Below are 23,969 nucleotides of genomic sequence, written 5' to 3' on the forward strand. Positions count from 1 at the left end.
GGGCCATCAACACCGCGCGGACGAGGACGCAGCCCATGCCGGTGCTATGGCAGAGAACCTTTCGCAGGCCAGTGAGATCCATCGGCAGCAGCTGACCCGGCGCGACGACGAGGTCGCAGCATTCCTGGGTCAGGTTCAGCAGTGGACGTCCGGCCTGCGCGTCCTCGTGCTGGAACCTGATGAGATACCGGACCTTTTAGCCGCCCGCGATGGTGACCTCTCCTCCCACGCGCTGCGCGTGGCCGACGCCCAGAGACGCGCAGAACCTCCGCTGCGGGACCGCATCATGCGCGCCGAGCGCGCCGCCGAGCAGCTCGGCGTCGAACGTGACCAACTGCTCGCCAAGATCGCTGAACGGGAAACCGGCCAAGCGACGCCGCCTGCGCCGAGCTGGAGGCCCGACCGATCTAGCCGACAAGGCGCGCCATTCTGGGATCTCGTCGACTTCGCGCCATCAATCACCGAGGACCGCCAAGCCGCAGTCGAAGGTGCCTTGCTGGTCGGCGGACTCCTAGATGCCTGGGTCGACCCCCGCTGCGTAAACGCTGACCCGGGCGACACCTTGCTTCGGCCAGCTCCGGCAGTGAGTGGGCCCAGCCTCGCTGATGTTCTCGTGGCGCACCCGAACGCCGAGATCAACGGTGAACACATCGAGCAAATCCTGCGCGGCATCTCGCTGAGCGCTCCAAAAATCGACGGAACCGTTCTAGCCGCAGACCAGTGGCACACACCCTGGCTCACAGCAGCGGCGCCGGCAGGATGGCAACCCCAATACATCGGCGCAGCCGCACGCGCCGAACGGCAACGCCAGGAACTGGAACAGCTACGCGCGCAGCTTGCTGAGCTGGAGCCGCGAGTTATGGCAGCATCGGACAAGGTCGTCGAGCTGCGAGAGCTCCTTGCCGTTCTTGGCCAGGAGGCGCATCTGCCGAACTTCGACAGCCTCGTACGCGAGCGCGACCAACTAGTCGCGACCAACGCCGCGGTGGTCGCCGCGCAGTCGGCCAACCGCGACGCCACGACGCGGGCCGGCATCAGCGCCAAGAAGGGCAAGGACGCTTGGCAGACGGCAGCCGCCTCGTGTGCAACTGCCCGCGTTCCGGTCGACGCCGCCGCCATTGAAGCGGCCACCCGAGCGTGCGCGACGGCGATCCGGCAGCTGCACGAGAGCCGGACCGTGGTCCAACTTCTCGTCGCCGCCCAGTCGGCCAACCGCGACGCCACGACGCGGGCCGGCGTCAGCACCCAGAAAGCCGAGGACGCTTGGAAGACGGCAGCCGCCTCGTGTGAAACCGCCCGCGTTCCGGTCGACGCCACCGCCATCGAAGCCGACGCTCGGACATGCGCGACGGTGATCCGGCAGCTGCACGAGAGCCGGACCGTGGTCCAACTTCTCGTCGCCGCGATGACCAGCCGCACTGCTCAAATCGGCGAAAAGGCGGCACTCGATTCCGAACTTGACGCCGCACAGCTCGCCCTGACGGAGGCAGGGCAGCGCGACCGGCAGGTCCGTTCCAGTCGAGCAGCACTGCCCCATTTCACCGAGCTGGAAGCCGGTCTCAAGGCGCTCGCCGCCTCGGAAGTGGGCAAGGAGCAAGCTGAAGCAGCCGAACGGCGAACCCGTGGCGACTATGAACTTGCCCGCACGGCGACCGACCTTTCCCGCACCGAGCGCCGACGGGTGGCTACCACCCAGGACGGTCGCCAGCTACCGGTAGAACGTGATGCCCTGGACCACTTCAGGGCAGATGTCCGGCGACTGGCCGCCTCGTGTGCTGCGTGGGTTCAGAGCAGTGAGCGGCTGCAGCTGGAACGCGGCCAAGCCCAGAAGGCTGTACTCGCGGCAACCGAGGCCCTCCGCCAAGCCAAGCGTGCCGAAGTTGAAGCCCAGAACACACAAGAAGCCGCCGAGGCTAAGCAGTACCAGCTCGATGAGGAAACCAGGCTCCACGAGAAGCCGTATCGAGACATGCTCGAAGAGCTCCGCATTAACGGCGAAGCCCAAGAGGAACTCGGACGGCAGTCCGACCGTCACCATGAATTGAGGCGTGCCGCCGAAGTTCAACTAGGCCGTCTCGAAGAACGAGCGACGACGACCGCGACCGCACTCAACGCAGCCCACGAGAACCGGCGCATCGCCGACGAACAACTTAAAGAGCTGTTCGACCACAACATGATCGCTGACATCACCGACGGCGACAGCTACCAACGCCCAGCGGATTCACAACAGGGCAGTGAGCTCGCACAACGGTTGACACGGCACACCAATATGGAGCACGCCCGCGACCAACTCAAGCGTGAGGGCCACCTGCTCAACACCGAACTGCGCCGGGTAGCCGAGGTGTTCCTCCGTATGGGCCGTCACATCATCGACCAAGAATTCGGCACCGCCGGCCTGCGGCGAATCGTGCTCGCTGAGAGCGCTACCGCCGCGGACACCGGTAACGGCAAGTCGCTCAAGCAGGCTGTCGACGAGATCAGCGACCGGCTCGAACGTCTACAGAACGACTACGACGAGCAGTTGCGCAAAGAGATCAAGGGATCTCTGCTCGAGCAGCTCCGCGGTCAGATCCTTACCCGGATCCAGCTCGCTGACGACATCGTTAAAGGTATCTCTAAAACGCTCAAAGGTGTGAGGACCGGCGTCGAGAACGTCGGCGTCCGCATCGCATGGGACCGCCGGACCGACGATCCCGAAGCTGTGGAAGCGCTTTACCACATCGAAAAACCCAACGCCGACGGCAACTACGACGACATGTACACCTTCTTCACGGCCCGGCTGAGAACCGAGTCCGGCAATGAGACGACCGCCGAGCGGATCGCCCGCGTCTTCGACTACCGCAACTGGTTCGCCTGGAAAATCGAAGTCACGCACAAGGCCTTCTCCGACGACGCCCACCCCGGAGAAGTCTTCAAAGAGATCACCAGCCGCAAAAACCCGCTCGACACCTTGTCCACCGGCGAGAAACGCCTCGCCAGCATGCTGCCGCTGCTCGCCGCCATCCGCTCCTTCTACGCAACCCCCGGCCACAACGGCCCTCGGCTCGCCTATATCGACGAACTCGACGCAGCGTTGGACAAAACCAATCTACGCATGCTCCTTCACCTTCTTCGCGACTGGGACTTCGATGTTATCTCCACACTTCCCAGCATGAACAAGCTGTTGGTGCCTGAGGTGCGCTCGACCGCCATCCACAAGATCATCAAGAGCTCGGGCGGCAACCGGTTCAGCATCCCGTACATCTGGGACGGGACCGGGTTGCCCCAAGCTGTACGCATCGCTGTGCCAGGAGCCAACGCCAGTGACGAAGGCGGCCCTACCGCATGAGCGACCTGAACGACCCTCATCTCTTGCCCCTGTGGCGCGCGATCAAAAGCAGACTGATCGATACCGGTGAACTCGCCAAGGTACGCACTGTCAGAGTCGAGCTGAGCACCGCTGGTCTTGCCCGGCTGAACGGCTGGTTCGCCCAGAGCCGAGCCGCCAGGCTGTCCGCCATCAATGGTTGGGTGAGAGTGCCTCTCGACAAAATTGCAGCAGCTCTGGGTCCCGAGACCGACCTCCACACCATCCTGCAAGAAACTGTCGGACTGCCCGACGAAGTCCAACCGAGACTTCGACTGCAAACAATGAAGGCTGATTTTTGGAACTCTGCTGAAATTCGTCTGCCCAAGACTCCCGCCTTGGTTCATTACCTGAGAATCGGCGGGCTGACTGACACTACCCTCGAACAGCGCGGACGCTTAATCAACGCGCTCGCGCGAGCCCACGACCTGCTTCCCCTACAACGGCCCGTCCCGTTGCCGAGACTCGCCTATTACTGCGCGACGGACCCCCACTACTTCGACTTCAAAAGCCCGGGCAACGGCTCCAAGCTCGTCCTCCTTGCCGCCGAACTTCTCGGCGAGAATGCAATAGTCGCTAGAACCCCGCTCGAACGCTTCCACTTGCTGACACGCTGCGGCATCGTCCCTGACCGCATCAGCAGCACCGTGATTGTGCTCGGCATCGATGCTGTCGGGCAGAGCCCGATCGACGATGTTGTGCGCCAGGCACGAGCAGCACCTCGACCACTGCATCTCAGCCTTTACGATCTGACGATGAACCCGCCGATATTCTCCAACGCCGAAACGGTTCACGTGGTCGAAAACCCATCGGTTCTAGAAGAAGCGCTAATCCGCCGCTACCGCGGACCGCTGGCCTGCACCTCCGGCACGCTGTCCGCTGTCGACCACTGCTTTCTCCAAAAATTGGTCGACGACAGAGTCCCCATCGTCTACAGCGGCGACGACGACCCCACTGGCAGAGGAATCACCCGGACCGTCTATAACCGCTACGGCGCAGACCCACTAATCGTCGGGTCCTCACCCGATAGTGACTCGGCTAACGATTCTCCAATCTACCAGGAAGACCACCGCATCCTCGGTGCGCTGCTCGGCGTGGACTCCAATGACCCACTTGGAGTCAGTCAGCAATAGATGCTTCAGTAGAGCAGCGCCGCTCGCGGATTCGTCCTCCACGCCGACCCGACGGGGGCACCCGGGAGCCCGGGTCAGAAGGCGTACTCAGCGTGCAGACGTGCTCGCGGTGGTGAGTGCCGTGTTGACGGCTTCGGTGTGGACGAGCCACCAGCGCAGCAGGCGGGCGTCGGAGAAGAGCAGGTGGTCGCAGCCGTGGTCGTGCTGGTCGTAGTGCAGGCGCAGCTGCCACGTGCCGGTGGCCAGTTGCCACCAGCGTCGGTGGGCGGCGTCGAGCAGCTGCGTGTCGGTGATCAGCCGTTGTGTGCGGTAGCCGCGGATGAAGGCGGCGACACGGTCAAGGTCGAGTGCGCCGGTGCTGGGATGGGTGAACCAGATGGTCGCGGTCCGTACCACCTCAGTGCCGTAGCCGCGCACGTCGAGGCGGTCCCAATCGAGGATCGCGGTGACGTGACCGGTGACCGGTTCGATAAGCAGGTTCAGCGGTTGGAGGTCCCCGTGGGTCCAGCCGGCCGGTTCGACCTTCAGGGGCGGCGGCTGCTGGCAGGCGATGCGGTGCAGCAGGGCTTGCCGCTGACGGATCTCGGCTCCGGCGAGCTCGTCGAAGTCGTCGCCGGCCCCGCCGCCGGTGGCGCGCGCGAAACGCTCGAGCCGGGCCTGGGCCTCATGGACTGTGGTGGGGTTGTCGAGCAGCCGGTTCGGTGCCCCCGGCAATGCGGCAGCGAGGGCGTTGTGGAGCCGGCCTGTCAGGTCGCCCAGGGCTTCGCAGGCGTTCGGCGTCAGGTCGTGGCCATTGAGGTGGGTGCCGGGGAGCCAGGCGCTGGCGGTGTACCAGTCGTCGCCGACGCGCAGCAGGGTGTCGCCGTGGTCGGTGGTGTAGGGCAGGGGGACAGGGAGGCCTTGCGCGGCGAGCTTCGGCAGGACGCGGTGGTTGTCGCGGACGGTTTCGGGCGGCCGGTCCTGCAGTTGCTTGATCGCGTAGCTGCCGGCCTCGGTCGTCAGCTGCCAATTCGGGTTCATCAGCCCTTGGGTGATCCGCCGGCAGGAGAGCACGCGCCCCAAACCGAATGCGGTGGCGATGCGCGCCGCGACCGGATCACTCAGAGCCGGGGTTGGCGTCGACGGGGATTCAGGCACGGCGCGCGGCCTTGCGCAACGCAGTGATGGCGGTGGCGGCTTGGTCGTCGAGCCAGTGCCGGTGGTCTTGGTCGTCGACCGTGTCGAACAGGGTCTGATACAGCCGCTGTTCGCGGGCGATCCACAGCACTCGCATTGCCTGGTAGCCGCGGAGATAGCCAGCGACCTCTGCGGTATGGGCGCATCGCTGTTCGGTGTCGGGGTCGTGGCGGCTGAGCCACAGCCCGAGCAGTGCGAGGTCGGCGCCGCCCGGGTACAGCCCCGCGAACTCGTAGTCGATGTAGGTCAAGGGCCCGTGCTTGATGGCAAGGGCGTTGCTGGTCAGGGGGTCACCGTGGCCGAAGAGCACGGGCGCACCCGCAACCGCCTCCAGCAGCGCCTGCTGGTGGTCGGCGGGCAGGTCCCCGGCGGCGACGTAGCGGCGGATACGGGCCGGCCAGTCGGTGGCCGGCGCTCGCAGCGGTCCGGGCGGCGGTTGCCATGACGCGAAGGTGGTGAGGGCGTCGATCATGCCGGTCACGGTCGTCTCGGGCAGCCGCGGGGGATACCGGTCGGTGTGCGGTGGCGCCCCGGGCAGCCGTTCGATGATCAGCATGGTGCGCCCGGCGTAGTGCAGCCGTGGTGTACGCCACGGTGGTGGTGTGGCAGCGAACGCCTGATATGCGGCCACCTCGTGCGCGAAGCGTCTCACCCAATGCCGCTCGGAGCTGGTCAGCTGTTTGGCAACCACGTCGTGGCCCTGCCAGTGGCCGGCTACGGTGACGGCCTTGTCGGTTCGCCGCAACTCTTCGCCACGCTGCAGATCTGCAAGGTGAAGAACGGCGTCGTTACCGGCGGGGACCTCGCCCGGCATGCTCTGCGTTACCTGCACACGACCATCCTGCTGGCCGATGACGCCAACGTCGAGAACTCGAAGGTTGGCTGCTCTCCCCGGCGTGGTGGCGGTACGCAACATGTCGGTGTGGGCGAACTCGTGTCACCCGGAAGGGACCGTTCACCGAGGGCTGCCAGGCGGCTTGGCGGTTAGCCTGTCGCAGTGACCGTCGACTTCACTGCCAGCTTGCCCCGTAAGCGGATGGGCGCTGGGGTGCTGTTGTCGGACGATCAAGAGCGGACTCTGCTGGTCGAGCCGGCGTACAATGACGACTGGGAAATCCCGGGCGGCGCCGTCGAAGCGGACGAGTCGCCGTTTACCGCGGCGGTCCGGGAACTGACGGAGGAACTGGGCCTGCGGGTGCAGCCGGGCCGGCTGCTGGTGACTGATTGGGTGCCGCCGCAGCCCGGGCGTACCGAGGGCCTGATGATGGTTTTCGACGGCGGGCTGCTCACTGCGGTGCAGACCGAGCTGATCCGGCTACCGGCCGAGGAGCTGCGTAGCTGGGCGTGGTGTACCGAGCACGATGCCGGTGAGCGGCTGTCGGGCCTGCTGGCTCGACGGGTGGCCGCGGCCAGGCGGGCTCGCGCCGACGGCAATACCTTTTACCTCGAGAACGGATTCCTTATCGCCTGAAGGTCAATGTTTGCCAAGTCCGCAGTGGTCCTTCGGCTCGATGTTGACGCCGCGGCGAAGGTTCCAAGAGAGCGGTTCTTCGCTCAATACTGCGACTGCGTAACCGACTCATGGGCGTGAAGTACGTGTTGCAGCAGTAAGTGCACGCCTGACCAGTCCTGGTCCGGTAGGCAGCCGCCGCCGGCCCGAGCGGCTGTTACCTTGCGTTTGAAGTGATCTTGCACCGTTCCCTTATGGTCAACCACGCCTTGATAGACGCCGTCTTGGGACTTGAGTTTCCATTTCACCGGGTATAGCGATCCGTCGGGCGCGGTGAGCGAGTCACGGCCGAGGTAAAGCTCCAGGCTAGCTGCGGTGCCGTTGACGTTGGTCGCGGCGATGCGGTTTTCGTCGCCCGTTCCAGGTAGGCCGTAGGCAGGGTAGCTGCGGGCGAGGTCGAGGTCTGGGTAGCAGGCGGCGACCACACCGGCGGGCAGGACATGTTGCTGCAATTCCGCGAGAGCCTGGCGGCCCTGCAAGTCGTTGTCGTAAACGGCGACGATGCGTTGCTGGATGCCGCTGCCCAGCAGGGTGCGGATCTTCGGTGCGATGTCCTTCGCGCCGCCCGAGGTCCTTTTCGCCGACGACGGTAGGGCGTCGAAGTCGAGGAACCGGACCAGGTCGACGAGGTGCGGGAAGAGCACGTGGAGCGCGTCGCGCAGCAATTCTGCGTCGCTGGCACCTTCGGTGAGGACGATCAAGGGGAGGAACGAGGCGCCTCGAGTACGCAGACTGTTGCGTGCGTCAGCGGAGATCGCCGCCAGTTGATCAGTCCGATCATCTCCACCGACGCGAAGCCGGACCACCACATCGGCCTGCGGAAACGCCAGCAGAGCAAGCCGTATCGCGGCGCGACTCTCCAGCGACCGCAGCCAGTGGTGAAGCCACCAGAAGTCGTCGGGCTCGGGGTAAACAAACAATCGGCGTATCTCGGTCACCGGTGCAGTCGGGGCCGCCTCGCGGAGACGAGTAATCCACACCTGGAACGTGAAGCGCTCGTAGAAGGCTCGCTCCTGCATGAAAATCGCCGGGTCGACGGCCAGCTCATCATCGGCGAGCCGGTCGTCAACGTTGGCGATCGCTTCATGCACGCGGCGGTCAAACGCCTCGCGACCTACCCGCTCGTTGACGCCGAGTAGGTCGAGGCGTTCAGCCATACGGGGTCCAGGAATGGTGGCGCGTAGCTCGGTGATTCCGCTCTCGGCGTCCGTGGCCACCGTGGGATCGGCAGTAGCCACCAAAGCGGCGAGCGCTTCTAAATCATCGTCTCTGATGCGGGTGACGAGCCGCCCGTCCACCATGACCAGCGCGGATGCGGAGCGAAACGGATCCGGCCTGTAGGAGCTGTCGTACCGTCGCGGTCCTCCCGTCGCTACTTTCAACCAGAGTGCTCTGAGGACGTCGCTGAGCCGCTGCCGCATGCCGGTATGGTCTCGCAGTTTGGCTGATGGCGGCACTACCTCTCAGTCGTCGTGAAGATCGTGAAATGCGTTCACTACCAACGCGATCCGCGGGACGGGGTACTGCTCGAAACGCCGTACCGCGCTGCGGTCTCGGGCGGGTCGGTGTCGGCGAGGTCGATCCACGTCGCCACGACCGGGTCGTCGGAGTACCGGCTGAGCCTGCCAACGTCCGCGTCCTGGACGTCATGGCCGGCGTCGCGTAACAGCTGCGCCATGTCGTGGCGGATGCGCTCGACGGCCTGATCGCGCTGCTGACGCCACCGACGGTCGGCGTGCATCCCTGGTCGTTGCTCAGAGCGCTGTCGGGATGCTACGGCAGCGGAAGCACGCGGGTGGCAGCCTACGCGGACACCGCGAGCGGGGACAGTGCCCCCGGATCCACACCGTCGCGGGCAGCCAGGCCGTAGGTGATCAACGCGCCGGTCTGCAGCAAGATCTGCGTGAGCGGAAGCCGGTGACTCAGATCGACCGTGGGATGGCGGTGCTCGATCAGCTGAACCGCTCGGGGTGCGGCTGCCCGCCAGCCGCCGGTATCACCGCCGGCTACCTCGTCGGCGTACTCGGCAATCGCCTGCATCCGCCGATGCCACCAACCACGCCGATCCATGTCAATTGATCCGCAGGCCGTTACACCGTCCGTGTCGAACCAGCGCCTCGGTAACCCCGACCGTCACCGTCCACAGCCCCAGGCGCCGCAGGTCAGCTGCGCCTGAGCGAGCCAGGTTCACCGGCTCTCCGGACAGCCTAAGACAGCTACGGACAGCTATTTCGTCGCCGTCTGAGCAGGCAAGGTCGTCAAAGAAGCGACCGGTACCCGCCCTCCGTGACCAGCAGATGTCTCCACCCACGACCGGATCCAGCGATACGGCCCGACATCCGAGCGGTGCCGCTGGGTGAGGTCGGAGGGCCTGTGCCGGTGAGCTCACCGCCTGGCCGCTCGATGACGTCGCCGATCACCGATCGCACCTTGGGCCAGGTCACACCACACCTGCCTGAAAGGGACACCCATGAACAAGACCTTCGCTCGAACCGGCGCCGTTGTCACCGCCGCGCTGGGCCTGACGTTCACCGTGGCCACGCCGGCGCTGGCCAGCGCGGACAAGTGCAAGGGCGACGCCTACGCCAGCTGCGTGGCGGTCAATGGCACCAAGCTGCACGTCAACTCGATCAAGAGCCGCGTCGCGCTGTACGCCAAGACGTGCCGGTGGGGCCATAGCCAGGTGTTGATCAACGGCAAGCACTACGCCGACTCCAACGGCGGCGACGACAAGGAGTACTGCTCCAAGTCCGTCTTCGGCGCCGAGGTCACCACCGGCACCTGGAACGTCAACCGCAACTACGCCAAGGGCACCAAGATCTGCTCCAAGTTCTGGCGGTACACCGGCGCTACCGGGCCCGGCACGTCCAACGGCTACTCCAGCTACGGCACCGCCTGCGCCACCATCGGCTGAACCGCACGGCTGACCGGACCGGCCGGTGATGCCGCCGGCATCACCGGCCCCCGAGCCGGCACCGCACGCGTGGCCCTTTCCGCTGCTGCCGTGACGCCCACTATCCCCTCCGTGGAGATCTTCCATGACCATCGCCCTAAGCCCGGAGTCCAGCACGATCACCGGCGTCGTCCCCGAGGTGCTGCGCCGCTACCGACTCGCGATCAGCCTGATGTTCGCCATCGCCGGCATGACCATCGGCACCTGGACCGCGCGAATCCCCACCATCCAGCACAACATCAAGATGGCCGACGCCAAGCTGAGCATCTGCCTGCTCCTGCTCGCCGCCGGCGGCCTGCTCGGCATGCGCGCCGCCGGCCGGCTCATCGACCGGCACGGCAGCACCACCGTCATGGTCCTCCCGTCACTGGCCCTCGGCGGGGCGCTCCTGCTCGCCGGCCACGCCCCGACGTGGACGACGCTGGCCGCCGCCTTGCTCACCTTCGGCGTCCTGCACGGCACGCTCAACGTGGCGATGAACGCGGCCGCGGTCTCGTGCCAGACCGCGTACGGACGGCCGATCATGACCTCGTTCCACGCACTGTTCAGCATCGGCGGCGTTGCCGGGGCCCTGGTGTCGGCCGCCTGCGCCCACATCGGCCTCAGCGTCGCCGATGCCTTCGCTGCCGTCGGAGTCGTATCCACCGCAGCAGCGGGATGGGCGATCCACCGTCTCATCCCCGCACCCGTTTCGAGCCCCGACACCCAGGAGTCGACAGCCACGGCCGCACCGGCGCAACGCCGGCCGCGAACCCGGATCCTGCTGCTCGGAGTGCTCGCCTTCAGTGCACTGATCAGCGAAGGCGCCGCCGCCGACTGGGCCAGCACCTACCTCGCCCGCCTCGGCGCGACACCCGCCATGGCCGCCACCGCGTACGCCGCCTTCGCCGCGAGCATGACCATCGGCCGGCTCGTCGGCGACCGCCTCACCGCTGCCATCGCACCCGCCGCGCTGCTGCGTGGCTGCGGCCTGATCGGCGGTGGCGGCCTCGCCCTCGGCCTGATCGGCGGCACCCCAGCCACCGCGATCGCCGGATTCGCCTGCCTCGGCGCCGGCCTGTCCTGCGTCGTCCCGCTGCTCTACTCCACCGCAGGCGGGCTCGACCCGGCACGACCGGGTGCGGCGCTGTCGCAAGTGGCAGCGCTGGGCTACCTCGGCTACGTCACCGGACCGGCCATCATCGGCGGCGCCGCCATGCACATCGGCCTCGGCAACGCCCTGCTCATCCTCCCCGCCCTCGCAACGCTGCTGGTCATCGCCGCCCCGGTCGTGCAGAGCAGCCGTGGCCGGCACCACCGCAGGAGGACAAACCCCCGCAGCCACCACACGCCCGTGCCCGTTGACGGCGACGACATGACAACGCCCGACCATCCGATCCGTACGCCCGAAGTCACCACCGATCACAGCGACCACCAGGTCCTCGAGCTCGAAGGAGCCCTCCGGTGAACACCACCCTCACCCGCACCAGCACCGCCACGATCGCCGACGCCGCTGCGGCAAGCCCCCGTCACAACAAGGCGATCAGCGCGACCCGGGTCGTCGCTCGAACCCGGCGCCGCACTCCGCTGCTGCTGATCATCGCCGCCGCCATCGCCGCGGCCCTACCGCTGATGGGTGCCACCCCGGCGCAGGCCGCCACCTACCGCGACCCGACCCCCGGCGCCGGCACGATCTCGACGCTGGCCGCGTCCGGGTGCAGGGCGGCCCCGTACAGGTTCCACTTCGAGGGCTACGGCAGTATCGCCTTTCCGGAAGACCCGACCGGCCAGTGGAATGCCACGACCACACCGGTACTGAAGACCACCACGGAGTGCCGGGACATCAACGTCAAGAACACGACCAAGGGCAAGATCCGCGTCTGCGTGATGTTCGGCAAGACCAGTCGGACCTGCAACTACCAAACCACCATCGTGGCCGGCGCCTGGGCGAACGCGGCCACGAACGTCAAGGACAACACCTACTTCCGGATGCGGCTCGGGATCCTGGTCAACACCCCCGGCTACGCAGGCGGCGCCACCGGAGTGGCCGACTTCTGAGTCCCCGGGATGCCTGAGAGGTCCTCAGACCGACGATAGGGTGCCGTTGCGGTTCGCGACGGCGCCCTGTCGTCCCGCCGAGGCCGATGTCGGGCTGGGTGGCCCGGGCAGTAGCTGCCTGATCGGCAATCTCGACTCGACCCGCCCCGGGCGCCACGTTATCGCCGGCGGCCGCGCAGGCCTCGTCATCGGCGCCGCCGCAGCACCGCATGCGCTCGGTAACGCCCTACTCATCCTGCCCGCCTTGGCCGTGCTGCTGATCGCCGCCGCCCGGATGGTGCGCCCACCGGCTCGCAGCCGACCAGCTCGCCGCGCGCCAAGCACATCCCTACGACGGCACCGGCGACACGATCCGCCGCTCACTTGCCTTCCACCGGCAGAACCAACCCCACGGAGGAATCCGCCACCATGCGACGACCCATACTTTCCAGCGGTATTTTCGCCATCACCGCCGCGCTGGCCCTGACCATGGCCGGCTGCACCGACCCCAGCACGGGCGGACCCAGCACCAGCACCACACCGACGAAGACACCCACCGCCGAGCTCGCCGACGCTGCCAGCCGCCTCAAGAACGACACGTTCAAAATGACCATGACGATCAAGATTGACACCACCGACGCCCGGCTCGACGGCGCCATGGACCCGACCCAGAAGATCGGCGCCTTCACCGCCACGACCCAACGCAACGGCGGCACCTCGACCATCGAATGGCGCATCCTGGACACCGTCGTCTACCTCAAGAGCAGCACCCCCAGCCTGGCGAGCAATAAGGACAAGCCCTGGCGGCGCGTCAGCCCAGCAGAGGCCGGAAGCCTGGCTGAAGGCTTCGATGGCGCCAAGATGGCCAACCCGCTCACCCAAGCTGTCAGCGTGCAGCGCACCAGCGCCCGCCACTTCACCGGCACCTTCAGCACCGCCGCCGTCGCCACAGCCCTCAGCCTGCCGACCCCCAGCACCAGCTCCGGTGCCACCACCGCACCGACCGTGGCCTTCACCGCCGACCTCGACGACCAAGGCCGCCTCACCCGCTACCACCTCGACGTCCCGCGTACCAAGGGCGGCACCTACCCACTGGACCTCGCCTACTCCGACTTCGGCACACCCGTCACCGTGCAAGCACCACCAGCCGAGCAGATCGCCGGCACCAGGTGACCACCGATTCCGGAGTTTGATCCGCCACAACTGGCCACGGGTCCACCCAGCGACGGCAGGTTCGCTGAACCCAGATCGGTAGCGTCTCTGCATGAGCTGGGGCCGTCACCCCCCCACTCCAATGGTGTCGTGTCTGCCAGCGTCGTTCGGTTGCATAGAGTAGGTGCGTCCGGGCGGTCGGGGGGAGCATGACGGTGGGGATCGCAAGTGAGTCCGAGGGCCATGACCCGGCCGAAGCCGTCCTGTGGGCTGCACCGGCCGGACCGCTTCCCCCGCCGCCGGCCAAGACCAACCTCCAGGTGCTACCTCTCGATCAGCTGACCTGGCCTGACGCTGAAAAGCTCTTTCTGCGGCTTCTGCAGACTGTTCGGCCGGTCACGTATGCGAAGTTGTTCGGTACGCCCGGCCAGGGGCAGGAGGGCATCGATGGGTACGCACGCCTGCCGCTCGATCTGACAGCTACCGATGCCGCCGGCCGCGACTACATCACACTTCAGTCACGCCGGGTGAAGGCGTTGACCGCCACCAAGATCAAAAAGGCGGTGGACGACTTCCTGAAGGGCGACTGGGCGGACAAGACCCGCACCTTTTACTACGCAACGTCATATGACCTGCAAGACACCAAGCTCGACGGGGCGCTTCGGACGCAAGGTGATCGTCTGTCCGCTCGCGGGGTGACTTTTGTCCCTTGGGGGGTGCAAGAGGTCTCCACACTGTTGAAGGACCAGCCGAGCATCGTCGACGACTTCTTCGGCAGGAGTTGGGTCGAGGCTTTCTGCGGCCATGAGGCAGCCCAGGCGTTGGCGAACAACCTGCCCGCTCTGGAGAGCAGGGAACTACGCACGCGTTTGCGGCAGCTCTACCAGGCGGTCTTCTCAGCTCAGGGTGGCATCCAACAGGGGGAGGACCCTGCCTCCGAGCCGCAGTTCGTGATTGTGAATGTTGACCCGCGGCCCCAGCAACGCGGGGTCGTAGACATTGAGCGGCCGACCACCGAAGGCTCGATCATGTCGGAGCGGCCGGAGGAAGGCTTCACCTACGTCGCCTCCCGGCTGGGCGCTCGCCGCCAGTCGTTCCGTTCTGCCCAGGACCTCATCGGTTCGGCTACGGCGGAAGCGCCGAGTGCACAGGGTGCCGTGCCGGCCGACGAGTGGCTGGCTGCAGGAAAGTACCGGCTCGTCATCGGTGGCCCAGGCGTGGGCAAGTCCAGCCTGCTGCGGTTCGCGGCGGCCGATCTGCTCGCCGAACGGCCGCAGTCGATCACGCTGCAGCGCGAGCACGGCGGCAACCTTCCTATCTGGCTACCCTTCGGATTCCTGTGCCGGCACCTCGACGCCTCGACGGAGAATTCGCTGGTCTCCGCCCTTGAAGCATGGCTGTCGTCGCAAAGCGCCGCCGATCTCTGGCCCCTGGCCAAGCGGGCGCTGCACGACGACCGGCTGATGCTCTTCGTCGACGGCATCGACGAGTGGAGCGACATCAGCTCAGCCGAACACGCCCTCGGCATCCTCGAGGCGTTCCTGGGCCGCTCGAACGCCACCGCGGTCCTCTCCACCCGCCCCTACGCCGTCGACCGCCTCAACTGGCAGCGCCCCTGGACCCACGCGCAGATCACGCCGCTGACCGACGGGCAGCGACGCAGCATCGCCTCAGGGGTCCTGCAGCCAGGCACGGCATTGGAAGTCGACCAAGAACCACGGCTGCACTGGGGCGCCGGCGTAGACGCGTTCCTCGCTCAGCTCGAGATTTCCGCCGACCTTGCCCAGCTGTCCCGGTCGCCGCTGTTCCTCACGCTGCTCGCAACGACCTGGCAGGGCGAGCCGTTGCCGCGGCAGCGATTCAAGATCTATGCGCGACTCGTCGAACTGCTGATCGAGAAGCACCCGCAGATGCGGCAGCGAGCTTCCCATGCTCGTGGCGGCCCGCTCCTCGCCGACGACGCCAGCACGCTGTTCGCCGCGGTCGCCTACCGGCTGCGCCTCAAGGACGCGGCCGGCGTTGCCACCAAACAGGACATGCGAAAGATCATCGTTGAGTCGATGACCGACGACGAAGTCCTCGGTTACCAGCAGCCCGACGCCCGGCGGCTGGCCGATGCGGTCCTCACGATGGCCGAGAACGAGTTCGGCCTGATTGTCTCGCACGGTGCCGGCTCCTACGGATTCCTGCACCGCGTTGTGCTCGACCACCTGGCCGGCCAGCACCTGGCGATGCTGGCGCCCGACGTGCAGCTCGACGCTGTCCGGCGGCTCGTTCCCGATCCCGCCTGGCGTGACGTGTTGCTCGCCCTGCTCAGCGCCCAGATCAGCCCCCACTCCACCGAGCCTCTGATCGAGGCAGCCCTGAACACCGGTGACCATGTCTGGGCGGACATCGACGGACACGAGCTGCTGGCCGACGCGCTGGCCGCCGGCGTCAAACTCACCCCCCGTGTTCAGGTCGCCTACATCAAGGACCTTGTGGAGCGGGTGGAGAACCACCCATACGCTAGGCACCGCGCCAACCTGATCACCGCGCTGGTCGCGACGCTCGCGAGCCCCGCGGCCAGCACCCAGCTGTTGCACATCATGAAACGGTGGCTCACCGCGCCCCGCCCCGAGCCGTGGGCGACCATGTGGGCGCTACGCGACCTGCCCATCGCCGACGAGGACGCCGCCAAGTATCTGCTCTGGGGCTTACGGCATCCCAATGACCAAGTGAAGATCAACGCAGCCGGTGCTCTCGCCCGCAGGCTCGGCGGACAACCACATCTCGTCCCGACGCTGGTAGCACTCACCGAGACCGGGCCGAGCGCGGCTACCCAGGCCGCCGCGATATTCGCACTCGGCGAAGGATGGCCCGATGCTCCGGACACCGAGAACCTGATCGAATGGGGCCGCCACCAACCGTCCACCGCTTTGCGGCTGGCGGCGCTGAACCTGGTCTTCAAGGCCACTGAGCAACAAGACAGCTCCGCATTCCGGACCGAGGAGCGTGCCTGGCTGCTCTCCATGCTGTACCACGAGGACTATCGGTCGGGCCCATGGCCCGCAGCTGACCTGGTCGCCGCCTGCGCTGCTGGGAACACCGAGGCCGCCGACTTCGCGCTCGAAACCCTCAAAACGAACGGCCGCGCCGGCGGCGATCGGTCTCTGGCGTGGCATCTGGCCTGCACAGTCTTCGCCGATGACGTTCGCTTCAAAGACTGGGTGGCCGAGCAGCTGGCCAGCACGGACGAGCACAGCCTGATCCTGTATCACCTCGGCGCGATCCCCGAGCAATGGCGTGACGACCCGGTCTTCGCCCAGGCCCTACGCCCGTACGTCCAGAAAGATCTGGCGGAGCTACCTACCTTCGGAGGCGCTCGTCTGGCTACCGCACTGCCACCCGAGCAGGCCTCGACGGTGCTGCTGCGCGGCCTGGACGGCTTACGCCCGTACGGGGCGGCCCGAGTCCTGGCCGACAAGTACGGTGACGACGCGACCGTCCGCGAGGCGCTGACCGGTAGGCTGCGCGGCCCTTACAAGCAGGCCGCCCCCCTGGCCGGCGTAGCCCTTGATGTGCTCGGGCACGAAGAAGGATTCGCCGTCCTCGTCTCGCTGCTGCGCCATTCGGCCGAGGATGGACGCCGCGAGGAACGCGTCGTGGTCGCCGAAGCTGTCGCTGAGGCATGGACTCGTCTGACGGCGAACGCCGATGAGCCCGGCGCTGGAGCAGCACCGTCCATCCTCGCCGACTACGACCCGGCCGAACTGGCCGCCTTGTGCACATCTGGCGAAGCCCACTTGCTGACCTGGCATATTGCCGCTGTCATCAACGCCTGGCCGTCCCAACCCGCCGTACAGAACTTCGCCGAACAGCTCATCGCCGATACCCGAACGCTCACCTCCGGCATCTCGGACACCATCCCGGTCGCCATCCTCCGCAGCTACTGCACCCGAGACGACACACGCTCACGGGAGCTATGCGCCAAGGTGTGGGCCCAGCTCGGGCACATCGAGCCAGAACTACGCGAAGTGCTGACGTTCGAGCTGACCCGCAGCGCCCTCACCCTTGACGAGCTCGTCGAGGTGCTATCTGAGTGGGAAAAGGAGCCCGACTCCGAAGTCCGCCGCATCGCCTTCATCGGTCTGGTCCAAGCGATCAAGCGCCACCAACAGGCCCACGACCAGACGGCCGGCACTGAGGTTTTGACCCACCACATGCAGTGGCTGGTGGAGAAGATCAAAGCCAACCTCTGCGCCTACGGCCCCGACCTTGATGACATGCGGCAGCTGGCATGGACCGGCATGCTGATGCTCGGCGATATCACACTCATCGACGGCATCACCGAGTGGATCGGCGAACCCCGCCCGGTCGCCGTCAAGCTCACCAGACTCCCGGAGGGCGCCGTCGACCAGATCCTGGTCGACCTCGTCGCCGAGCACTGGGATCGTCTGCAGGAGCACTTCGGCGCCGACCTGTACCAGCGCCTAGACCGAAGTTCCGGCGACCGCACCAGGAGCGTCGCCGACTACCGGCACGACGTCATGGCGGCCTTGGCGACGACGGCTACCCGGTACCCGGCAATCGCCGAGATCCTGCGACACGAGGCCGACACCGATCTGAAACTCCGCGAAGACCCGAACTTCCTGCTCTGGGCCAAGCAGGAAAATCGCGGCGACGAAACCGTTCTACGCGCCCTGGCCGGCAAGCTTGGTGCCACCAGGCAGAGCTGGGCGAACCAGGTGCTCGAAGCGGTGCTCGAAAGAGATAGCTGGACCGTGCTCGACGACACCTTCAAAGCGGTGCTCACCGACGACGCCCACACCGACCCCTCCGGCGCACGGTGGTACAACGAGGACAAGCTCGCCGCCTACGTAGAGCTTTTCCCGGACGACGCCGTATCCGTTACCGCATTCCGCAACCTCGAAGCATGGTTCCGCGGCGACCGAGCCCACCGCGCGCCTCGAGAATGGGACGACACGTTGGCGTTGGTGCTCGCGCTAGCTGCCTCGCAGGACCTTCCTGTGATCTTCCTCCGCGTTCATGAACGCTTCCGTCACCCCAGAATGACGCATTTCCTCCCCGCCTTGCTCAACCCCCTCCTCCGGCGCCTGCGTCGGGACGCGACTGCAGTCGACGCCTTCAAGAACGCCGTCCGTGAACCGATGGGTATCACGCGGCAAACTCCACTGTTCGAGATCGAGGCGGATCCGATTGCTGGGCAGTGGCCGGCCATGGTGCCGGCACAACGGACCTACCTCTTCGCGCTGGTCCTACGGCAAGCAGGAGCGTTGCCCCGAAACGAGGCAGCCGCCGTGACGCAGACTCTGACGTCCAACTCAGCGGACATCGTCGTGGACAATCCATTCACCGAATGGGAAGGGCCGCTACGTCTGGCAGTCCTAGATCTCCTGCACGGCTAGACCGGACACTCGGTCTGCTGGAGCAACAGGCTCCACCATGGTCAGGTCAACTGCCTTCGCCGCCTCGACGGGTGTGCAGAACGCGCCGCCGTCCACGAGGGCGATGGTGCGCTCTTATGGCCGCTCCCAGGGTGACGATGCCGCCGGCAAGCGAGAGAAGGTCGCCGAGAATGGTCGTCACGGTGGTCCAGGTTTGCATGGCTGTACGTCCTTCGACTCGATGAACTCGGTTCGAGATCCAGGTTGTCCCCATCGGCGGACCGCCGGCTGTACGCTGTCGTCCTCTCCCTGGTCACACGTCTCTGACCAGGACTGAAACGACTGTCCGCAGCACACCCGCCGTACGCTGAGCGCACAGCAGATGCGACAGGAGGGCGGCGATCATCAGCAGGCGCGGCAAACCGATCGACCAGTCACAGTGGCCCGCCGGCGGACCGCGGCGCGACTGGCTCGACCTGTGCGCGCGGATCCATCAAGACAACGGGCTGCCCAGCCTGCGCACGCTTGCGGCCCACATGAAGCTTTCTTCGCCCAGCCGGGTCGGCGAGATCCTGCGTGGCCTCGCCTGGCCTGCCGACGACACCCAGGCCGAGAGCCTGCTGCGCGCGCTCGGCGCGATCGACGCGGAGATCTCGCGCGGGCGGCGGATCTTCACGAAGGCCCTCTTGGAGCGCGACACCGCGGCCGCCCGGCGGGAGCATCCAGACTGGTGGAGGCGGTCGGGCTACGTCGAAGGGCTCGTCGACATCGCGCCGCTCGATCTTCTCGATCGCGCCGGCGAGCTCGACGAGCTCGCCGCCTGGTGCACCAGCGACGGCGGCGAGGCGTACGTGTGGTGGCAGGCGCCGGCCCAGGCAGGCAAGACGGCATTGATGGCCTGGTTCGCCCTGCACCCGCCACCGGCCGTGTGGGTAGTGTCGTTCTTCGTCACGGCACGACTGGCGAGCCAGGCGGACAGCGAAGCATTCACCGATGGCTTGCTCGATCAGCTCGCGGCGATCACCGGCGAACAACTCCCGCAGGTCACGTCGTCAGGCGGACGGGACAGGCTCCGTCGTCGGCTACTCGCCGCAGCCGTGGCGAAGGCTGCGGCTGCGGGATGCAGGCTGGTGCTGCTGGTCGACGGACTCGACGAGGACTGCGGGTCTGCTCCAGGCTCGGGTCTGGGCAGCATCGCGGCTCTACTGCCGAAGCGCCTCGAGGGCCTCAAGGTTGTCGTTGCAGGCCGCTCCGATCCGCCGATCCCGGCCGACGTCGACCCGGATCACCCCCTGCGTACCGCCCGGATACGCGATTTGGAAGCCTCGCCGCACGCCCGCCACGTGACTGAGCTGGCCGAACGCGAACTCGACGAGCTTCTGGCCGTCGACCCCCGGCGTCATGACGGACTCGTTCTTGAGGTCCTGGGGCTGGTCGCGGCCAGCGGCGGCGGGCTCGACCTCAATGACCTGCACATGTTGACCGGGAGACCGACCTACCAGATCGATCAGCTGGTCCGCGGGGTATTCGGCCGCACCATCGCTGGACGCATGGAGCAGCGCGTCGAGAGCCGGGTTTTCCTCTTCACCCACGAGACCCTTCGAGTTCAGGCTCTCGAACGGCTCGGACCGCACACGCTCGCGGCATTCCGAGAACGCCTGCACAGCTGGGCAGACAGCTACCGGCAGCAGCACTGGCCCGGCGACACGCCCGGGTACCTGGTCCGCGGGTACTTCCGCATGCTGCAGAGCACCGATGACCTCCACCGCATGCTCGCTCTCGCGACCGACACGGACCGGCATCAGTGGCTTCGGACCCTTACCGGAGGCGACGACGCTGCCCTCGTCGAGATCAGCGTCACTCAGCAAGCCCTGCACCACGCCGGCGGTACCCACCTGTCTAACATCGCGCGGTTGGCCTGGCTGCGGGAACGGATCCGCCGGCGCAACACCCATATTCCCTGGTCACTGGTCGAGGTACGCGCTCGCCTGGGCCAGACGGCCCGGGCTGAAGCACTGGCCAACTCCGTGACGAGCGCGGACGACCGGGCCGCGGTGTTCGCGTCGCTGGCCGACATCGCTGCCGGCCGAGGCCAGCTTGACGAAGCGGAACGCCTTGCCGCCTCGATCCCTGCTGGAATTCGGCGTGTGGGTGCCCTTCTTGCCGTTGCCCGTCAGGCGGTGGCCACCAGCGAGTTACCCCGGGCGCGCCGGCTGTTCGACATGGCGGCCGGTCTCGTAAACGCCGATCCCGCCTTGCGTCAGGCCCGCGTGTTCGGGCAGCTCGCGGTCGCGGCGGCCAGCCTTGGTGATCAGCCTGCATCAGCTCGGTTCGCCGATCAGGCCGAGGCGTGCGCGTCGGCCCTGAAGTTTCCCGGCATGCGCCAGCAGGAGCTCGACGCCACCGGGATCGCCGCTCTGGAAGCCGGCGACATCGAACGTGCGGTGCGGCTGCTCAACGTGTCACCGACGCGATTCGGCCAGATACAGCAGCTGCATCACCTGGCGGAAACCGCAGCCTGGCACGGCGACCGGGAACGAGCCGTCGCTTGGGCAGAGCAAGCAGCCGAACTGTGCCTGACGGTCGATGCCGCCCAAGAGCGCGCCAACAGGTGCGCACTGATCGCGACAGCATTCGCCGAGCTGGGCGACGCACAACGCGCCGTCGAGATGATCGAGCATGCCGTCACCGCCGCCCGCCAGCTCGCACCCGTCGAACTGGCCCGGATGCTCGGCTGGTGCGGTGACACAGCGATAACGGTCGGGGACCTCGACCGCGCGGCCGCGCTGGCCGGTGAAGTGGAACAGGGAGCGCGGTCGATTGCCGATCCTTCTGAGCGGTCATCGGCGCTCGCGTTGGTCGCCTCGCTGACTGCCAGCTTCGACGCGGAGTGGTTCGGACAGCTGTTGCAGGAGATCGATGCGCCCGATGAGCGCGATCGGTTGCTTGAGAACGTCCTCCTCGGCCCCGTCCCGGCCAGTCCGGACCGTTTGCGCGAGCTGGCCAACATGATCCAGGATCCGTTCCGACGAGCGCAGGCCCTTGCCGGTGTGGCGGTAAGGCTCGTCGGCAACGGCGTGTTTCCCGACGCTGGCAGGTGTGCCGATGAAGCAGAACAGATCGCTCAGTCGATCGACACTGCCGAGGCCAAGACCGCCTCGCTGGTCGTGGCCACCAACGCGATGCTGCATGTGGGCGATCACGCGCGTGCGGCAGCGCTGGCCGCACATCTAGAACCGACTGTTGCTCTGCTTGGCCCAGTCGGAGCCGGGTCTATGCTGCGCACCGCCGCCTGCGAAGCCCTCGTCGCCGTGGGCAACGTGACCGCAGCACTGCGGCTTGCCCACACCCACGAACACCCGTACGGAGATCCATCGTTGATCCCGGCTGTGGCGCTTGCGGCCGCCCGTAAGGGCCTGTCCACCCGAGCCCGCGACATCGTGTTCTCGCTGCCCGCCTCCGCTAGCAAGACCCACGCGCTGGCCCAGCTCGCCCACGAACACATCGCTGCCGGCCAGCCGGAACAGGCACGTGAGCTGACCGTCACCGCCCGCACGACCGCAGATGAGATCACTGAACCCCGCGACCGCGACTATGCGCTGCACTGGCTCCCGGCCGTGCTGTGCCGGCTGGACGACGTCGAAGGCGCTCGCACGATCGCCGATCTGATCGAATCAACTGAACCTCGGGTCGCGGCGCTCGTACAGCTGGCAGAGACAGCCGCAGCGGCCAGCAAGATCGAAATCGCCGAAACGGTTATCACCGAGGCCGAAAACCTGACCGTCTCGCTTGAGGCCGGTCACGCCCAACTGAACCCCTTCGCCAAGCTTGCCGCGGCAGCCGCGGCAGCAGGCCTCACCGAACGGACTGACCAGCTCCTGCAGCGAGCTGCCGCCGCAGCACGCGTCGACCCGCTCATGCACGACCAACTCGCAGCGCTCCTGGCCGTCGCAGCAGCAAAGGCTGGCCGGCTCGACATGGCCGAAACGCTTCTCACCGAAGACGACGCGACAGCGGGCCCCTCCTGGAGCTCGCACGCCTCGAACATCGCCGAGGTCCTTGAAATGATGATCCAGCAGGGGGATATCCAACGGGCCACCCGCACGCTGGACGGCATCATCGGATCATGGCGCGGGCACATCCAGAAACGGTTCGCTGCGGCCGCCGCCATGGTCGGAAACTTCACCGTTGCCGAGAACGTCTCATTATCGATCGAAGATCCTGACCTGCAATCTGCTGCGCTTGCCGCGACCGCCATCGCCGCCGACGTCGATACGGGTCGACGGCTCCTGTCCAGAGCGTTGATCGCCGGCGGCTGGGACGCCTGCCTTACCGCGATGGCCCACCTCACACCCGAACTGGCACGAGCATTCGCCGACGAACTACTCAATCTCGACGAAGACGCACCGCTTGGCCACATCAGTCGAGCTGTGAAGCCCCTCCTTGCGCTTTAGGCGAATCTCCCCGCGCCGCCCTGGGGGGCATCGGCGTCGCCGCCGCAGTCGTTGTCTACCAGCAGGCAATGCTGCTGACCGAGCCCTTCATACGCCCGCATGTCGGTCGAGTAGACGCACAGCAACATGCTTTACGACCACTGGCGCAGCGCCTAGACTAGTCTTATGTCGAGCCCGCGTGTGCGACTGATGGGCGCCCATGAAATCCGCATCCGACTCGGCGGAGTGAGTCGGCAGCGGGCATATCAGATCACCTGTCGTCAGGACTTCCCCCGACCAATCGCCGACTTGGCGCAGGGAAAAGTGTGGTCCCGGGAGGACGTCGAAGCTTGGATCAAGACGCACCGGCAGCATCAGCCGGACTTCGCAGAGCCGTAGAGGCCTCGGCTTGGGATTGCCGAACTGGCGACTCGCAGACCGGCACGCGGGCGACTGCAGCTGACCGGCTACGAGGTCTACCGCTTCGGCGGCGCCGAACTAGTCAACGGCCCCGATACAGCACGTCGGCTCAACGCCTTCTTCGACCGGCTCGCGGAGCGGTACCCCGCCTGACCCCGCTCCGCCGGGAGGCCGGGGGCAGAAGCGGCGGACCTCAGACCACACGGGTGAGTGTGACTTTCAGGGACTCATTGCTTCCGTGTGACCGAGCGCCCGCCGATGTCCGTTCTCAACCGAACTGATCAGCGCTCGTGGCCTTGAGCTGCATCGGATCAGTATCAAAGAGATTTCCTGGGGGCCAGATTTTCTCAGCGGAAGTGACATTTTGTCGGTGATGCGTGGCGCCCGCGGGCGCCTCGGCCATCGACGTTCGCGCGGAGGCCGGCGCAATGTGTACCGCCAGA

At 66.6% G+C, this 23,969-nt stretch carries 16 protein-coding genes; 10 read left to right on the forward strand and 6 right to left on the reverse strand.

Translation table 11 applies throughout. From position 1 onward, the window contains the following. Positions 1-46: 46 nt before the first annotated feature. Complete coding sequence (locus Afe05nite_RS37015) at positions 47-3,328, forward strand: SbcC/MukB-like Walker B domain-containing protein (RefSeq protein ID WP_203821978.1); 3,282 nt, start codon at positions 47-49, stop codon at positions 3,326-3,328. Then, entirely contained in the window at positions 3,325-4,479 is a 1,155-nt protein-coding gene (locus tag Afe05nite_RS37020) for a DUF2399 domain-containing protein (protein WP_203821979.1), read from the forward strand. Before Afe05nite_RS37015 ends, Afe05nite_RS37020 begins: the two co-directional genes overlap by 4 nt. An 87-nt stretch (positions 4,480-4,566) precedes the next feature. Here Afe05nite_RS37020 and Afe05nite_RS37025 read toward each other — a convergent pair whose 3' ends face one another. Beyond that, a complete protein-coding gene (locus Afe05nite_RS37025; RefSeq protein WP_307835669.1) occupies positions 4,567-5,616 on the reverse strand; it encodes a phosphotransferase in 1,050 nt (349 codons plus the stop codon). Next, complete coding sequence (locus Afe05nite_RS37030) at positions 5,609-6,571, reverse strand: phosphotransferase (protein WP_203821981.1); 963 nt, start codon at positions 6,569-6,571, stop codon at positions 5,609-5,611. Before Afe05nite_RS37030 ends, Afe05nite_RS37025 begins: the two co-directional genes overlap by 8 nt. An 81-nt stretch (positions 6,572-6,652) precedes the next feature. On the opposite strand from Afe05nite_RS37030, the gene Afe05nite_RS37035 reads away from it, so the two are divergent. Continuing rightward, entirely contained in the window at positions 6,653-7,126 is a 474-nt protein-coding gene (locus Afe05nite_RS37035) for an NUDIX domain-containing protein (protein ID WP_307835670.1), read from the forward strand. An 83-nt stretch (positions 7,127-7,209) separates the two neighbouring features. Here the strand turns inward: Afe05nite_RS37035 and Afe05nite_RS37040 are convergent, their stop codons facing one another. From Afe05nite_RS37040 to Afe05nite_RS37050, 3 genes are all read right to left on the reverse strand, one after another. Further along, positions 7,210-8,586 carry a hypothetical protein gene (locus tag Afe05nite_RS37040; protein WP_203821982.1) on the reverse strand — a complete coding sequence of 459 codons (1,377 nt, stop codon included), beginning with the start codon at positions 8,584-8,586 and terminating at the stop codon, positions 7,210-7,212. Between the two features lie 74 nt (positions 8,587-8,660). Next, on the reverse strand, positions 8,661-8,906 hold the full coding sequence (locus Afe05nite_RS37045; protein WP_203821983.1) for a hypothetical protein: 246 nt from the start codon (positions 8,904-8,906) through the stop codon (positions 8,661-8,663). Positions 8,907-8,968: 62 nt separating this feature from the next. Beyond that, positions 8,969-9,205 carry a hypothetical protein gene (locus Afe05nite_RS37050; protein ID WP_203821984.1) on the reverse strand — a complete coding sequence of 79 codons (237 nt, stop codon included), beginning with the start codon at positions 9,203-9,205 and terminating at the stop codon, positions 8,969-8,971. 430 nt (positions 9,206-9,635) lie between these two features. Here Afe05nite_RS37050 and Afe05nite_RS37055 point away from each other — a divergent pair, with 430 nt between their 5' ends. The 3 genes from Afe05nite_RS37055 to Afe05nite_RS37065 all read left to right on the forward strand — a co-directional run bounded on the left by Afe05nite_RS37055 (position 9,636) and on the right by Afe05nite_RS37065 (position 12,155). Beyond that, positions 9,636-10,079, forward strand: a complete 444-nt coding sequence (locus Afe05nite_RS37055) for a hypothetical protein (protein ID WP_203821985.1) — start codon at positions 9,636-9,638, stop codon at positions 10,077-10,079. 124 nt (positions 10,080-10,203) lie between these two features. Next, positions 10,204-11,565, forward strand: a complete 1,362-nt coding sequence (locus tag Afe05nite_RS37060) for an MFS transporter (protein WP_203821986.1) — start codon at positions 10,204-10,206, stop codon at positions 11,563-11,565. After that, positions 11,562-12,155 (forward strand): hypothetical protein, encoded by a 594-nt coding sequence (locus Afe05nite_RS37065; protein ID WP_203821987.1) that lies wholly within the window; start codon positions 11,562-11,564, stop codon positions 12,153-12,155. Before Afe05nite_RS37060 ends, Afe05nite_RS37065 begins: the two co-directional genes overlap by 4 nt. A gap of 359 nt (positions 12,156-12,514) precedes the next feature. Here the strand turns inward: Afe05nite_RS37065 and Afe05nite_RS37070 are convergent, their stop codons facing one another. Beyond that, on the reverse strand, positions 12,515-12,757 hold the full coding sequence (locus tag Afe05nite_RS37070; RefSeq protein WP_203821988.1) for a hypothetical protein: 243 nt from the start codon (positions 12,755-12,757) through the stop codon (positions 12,515-12,517). Between Afe05nite_RS37070 and Afe05nite_RS37075 the strand changes: the two genes are divergently transcribed. The 4 genes from Afe05nite_RS37075 to Afe05nite_RS44245 all read left to right on the forward strand — a co-directional run bounded on the left by Afe05nite_RS37075 (position 12,747) and on the right by Afe05nite_RS44245 (position 23,505). Further along, complete coding sequence (locus Afe05nite_RS37075) at positions 12,747-13,307, forward strand: hypothetical protein (protein ID WP_203821989.1); 561 nt, start codon at positions 12,747-12,749, stop codon at positions 13,305-13,307. The two genes, Afe05nite_RS37070 and Afe05nite_RS37075, sit on opposite strands and share 11 nt — an antisense overlap. A 188-nt stretch (positions 13,308-13,495) precedes the next feature. Beyond that, positions 13,496-18,694, forward strand: a complete 5,199-nt coding sequence (locus Afe05nite_RS37080; RefSeq protein ID WP_203821990.1) for an NACHT domain-containing protein — start codon at positions 13,496-13,498, stop codon at positions 18,692-18,694. Between the two features lie 515 nt (positions 18,695-19,209). Then, the gene (locus tag Afe05nite_RS37085; protein WP_203821991.1) at positions 19,210-23,127 is read left to right on the forward strand and encodes a hypothetical protein; all 3,918 of its coding nucleotides are present in this window, start codon (positions 19,210-19,212) and stop codon (positions 23,125-23,127) included. A gap of 189 nt (positions 23,128-23,316) precedes the next feature. Further along, positions 23,317-23,505, forward strand: coding sequence for a DNA-binding protein (locus tag Afe05nite_RS44245; RefSeq protein ID WP_239118488.1), 189 nt, complete (start codon positions 23,317-23,319; stop codon positions 23,503-23,505). Positions 23,506-23,969: the final 464 nt, after the last annotated feature.

This window comes from Paractinoplanes ferrugineus (assembly GCF_016862195.1).
GTDB classification, from domain to species: domain Bacteria; phylum Actinomycetota; class Actinomycetes; order Mycobacteriales; family Micromonosporaceae; genus Actinoplanes; species Actinoplanes ferrugineus.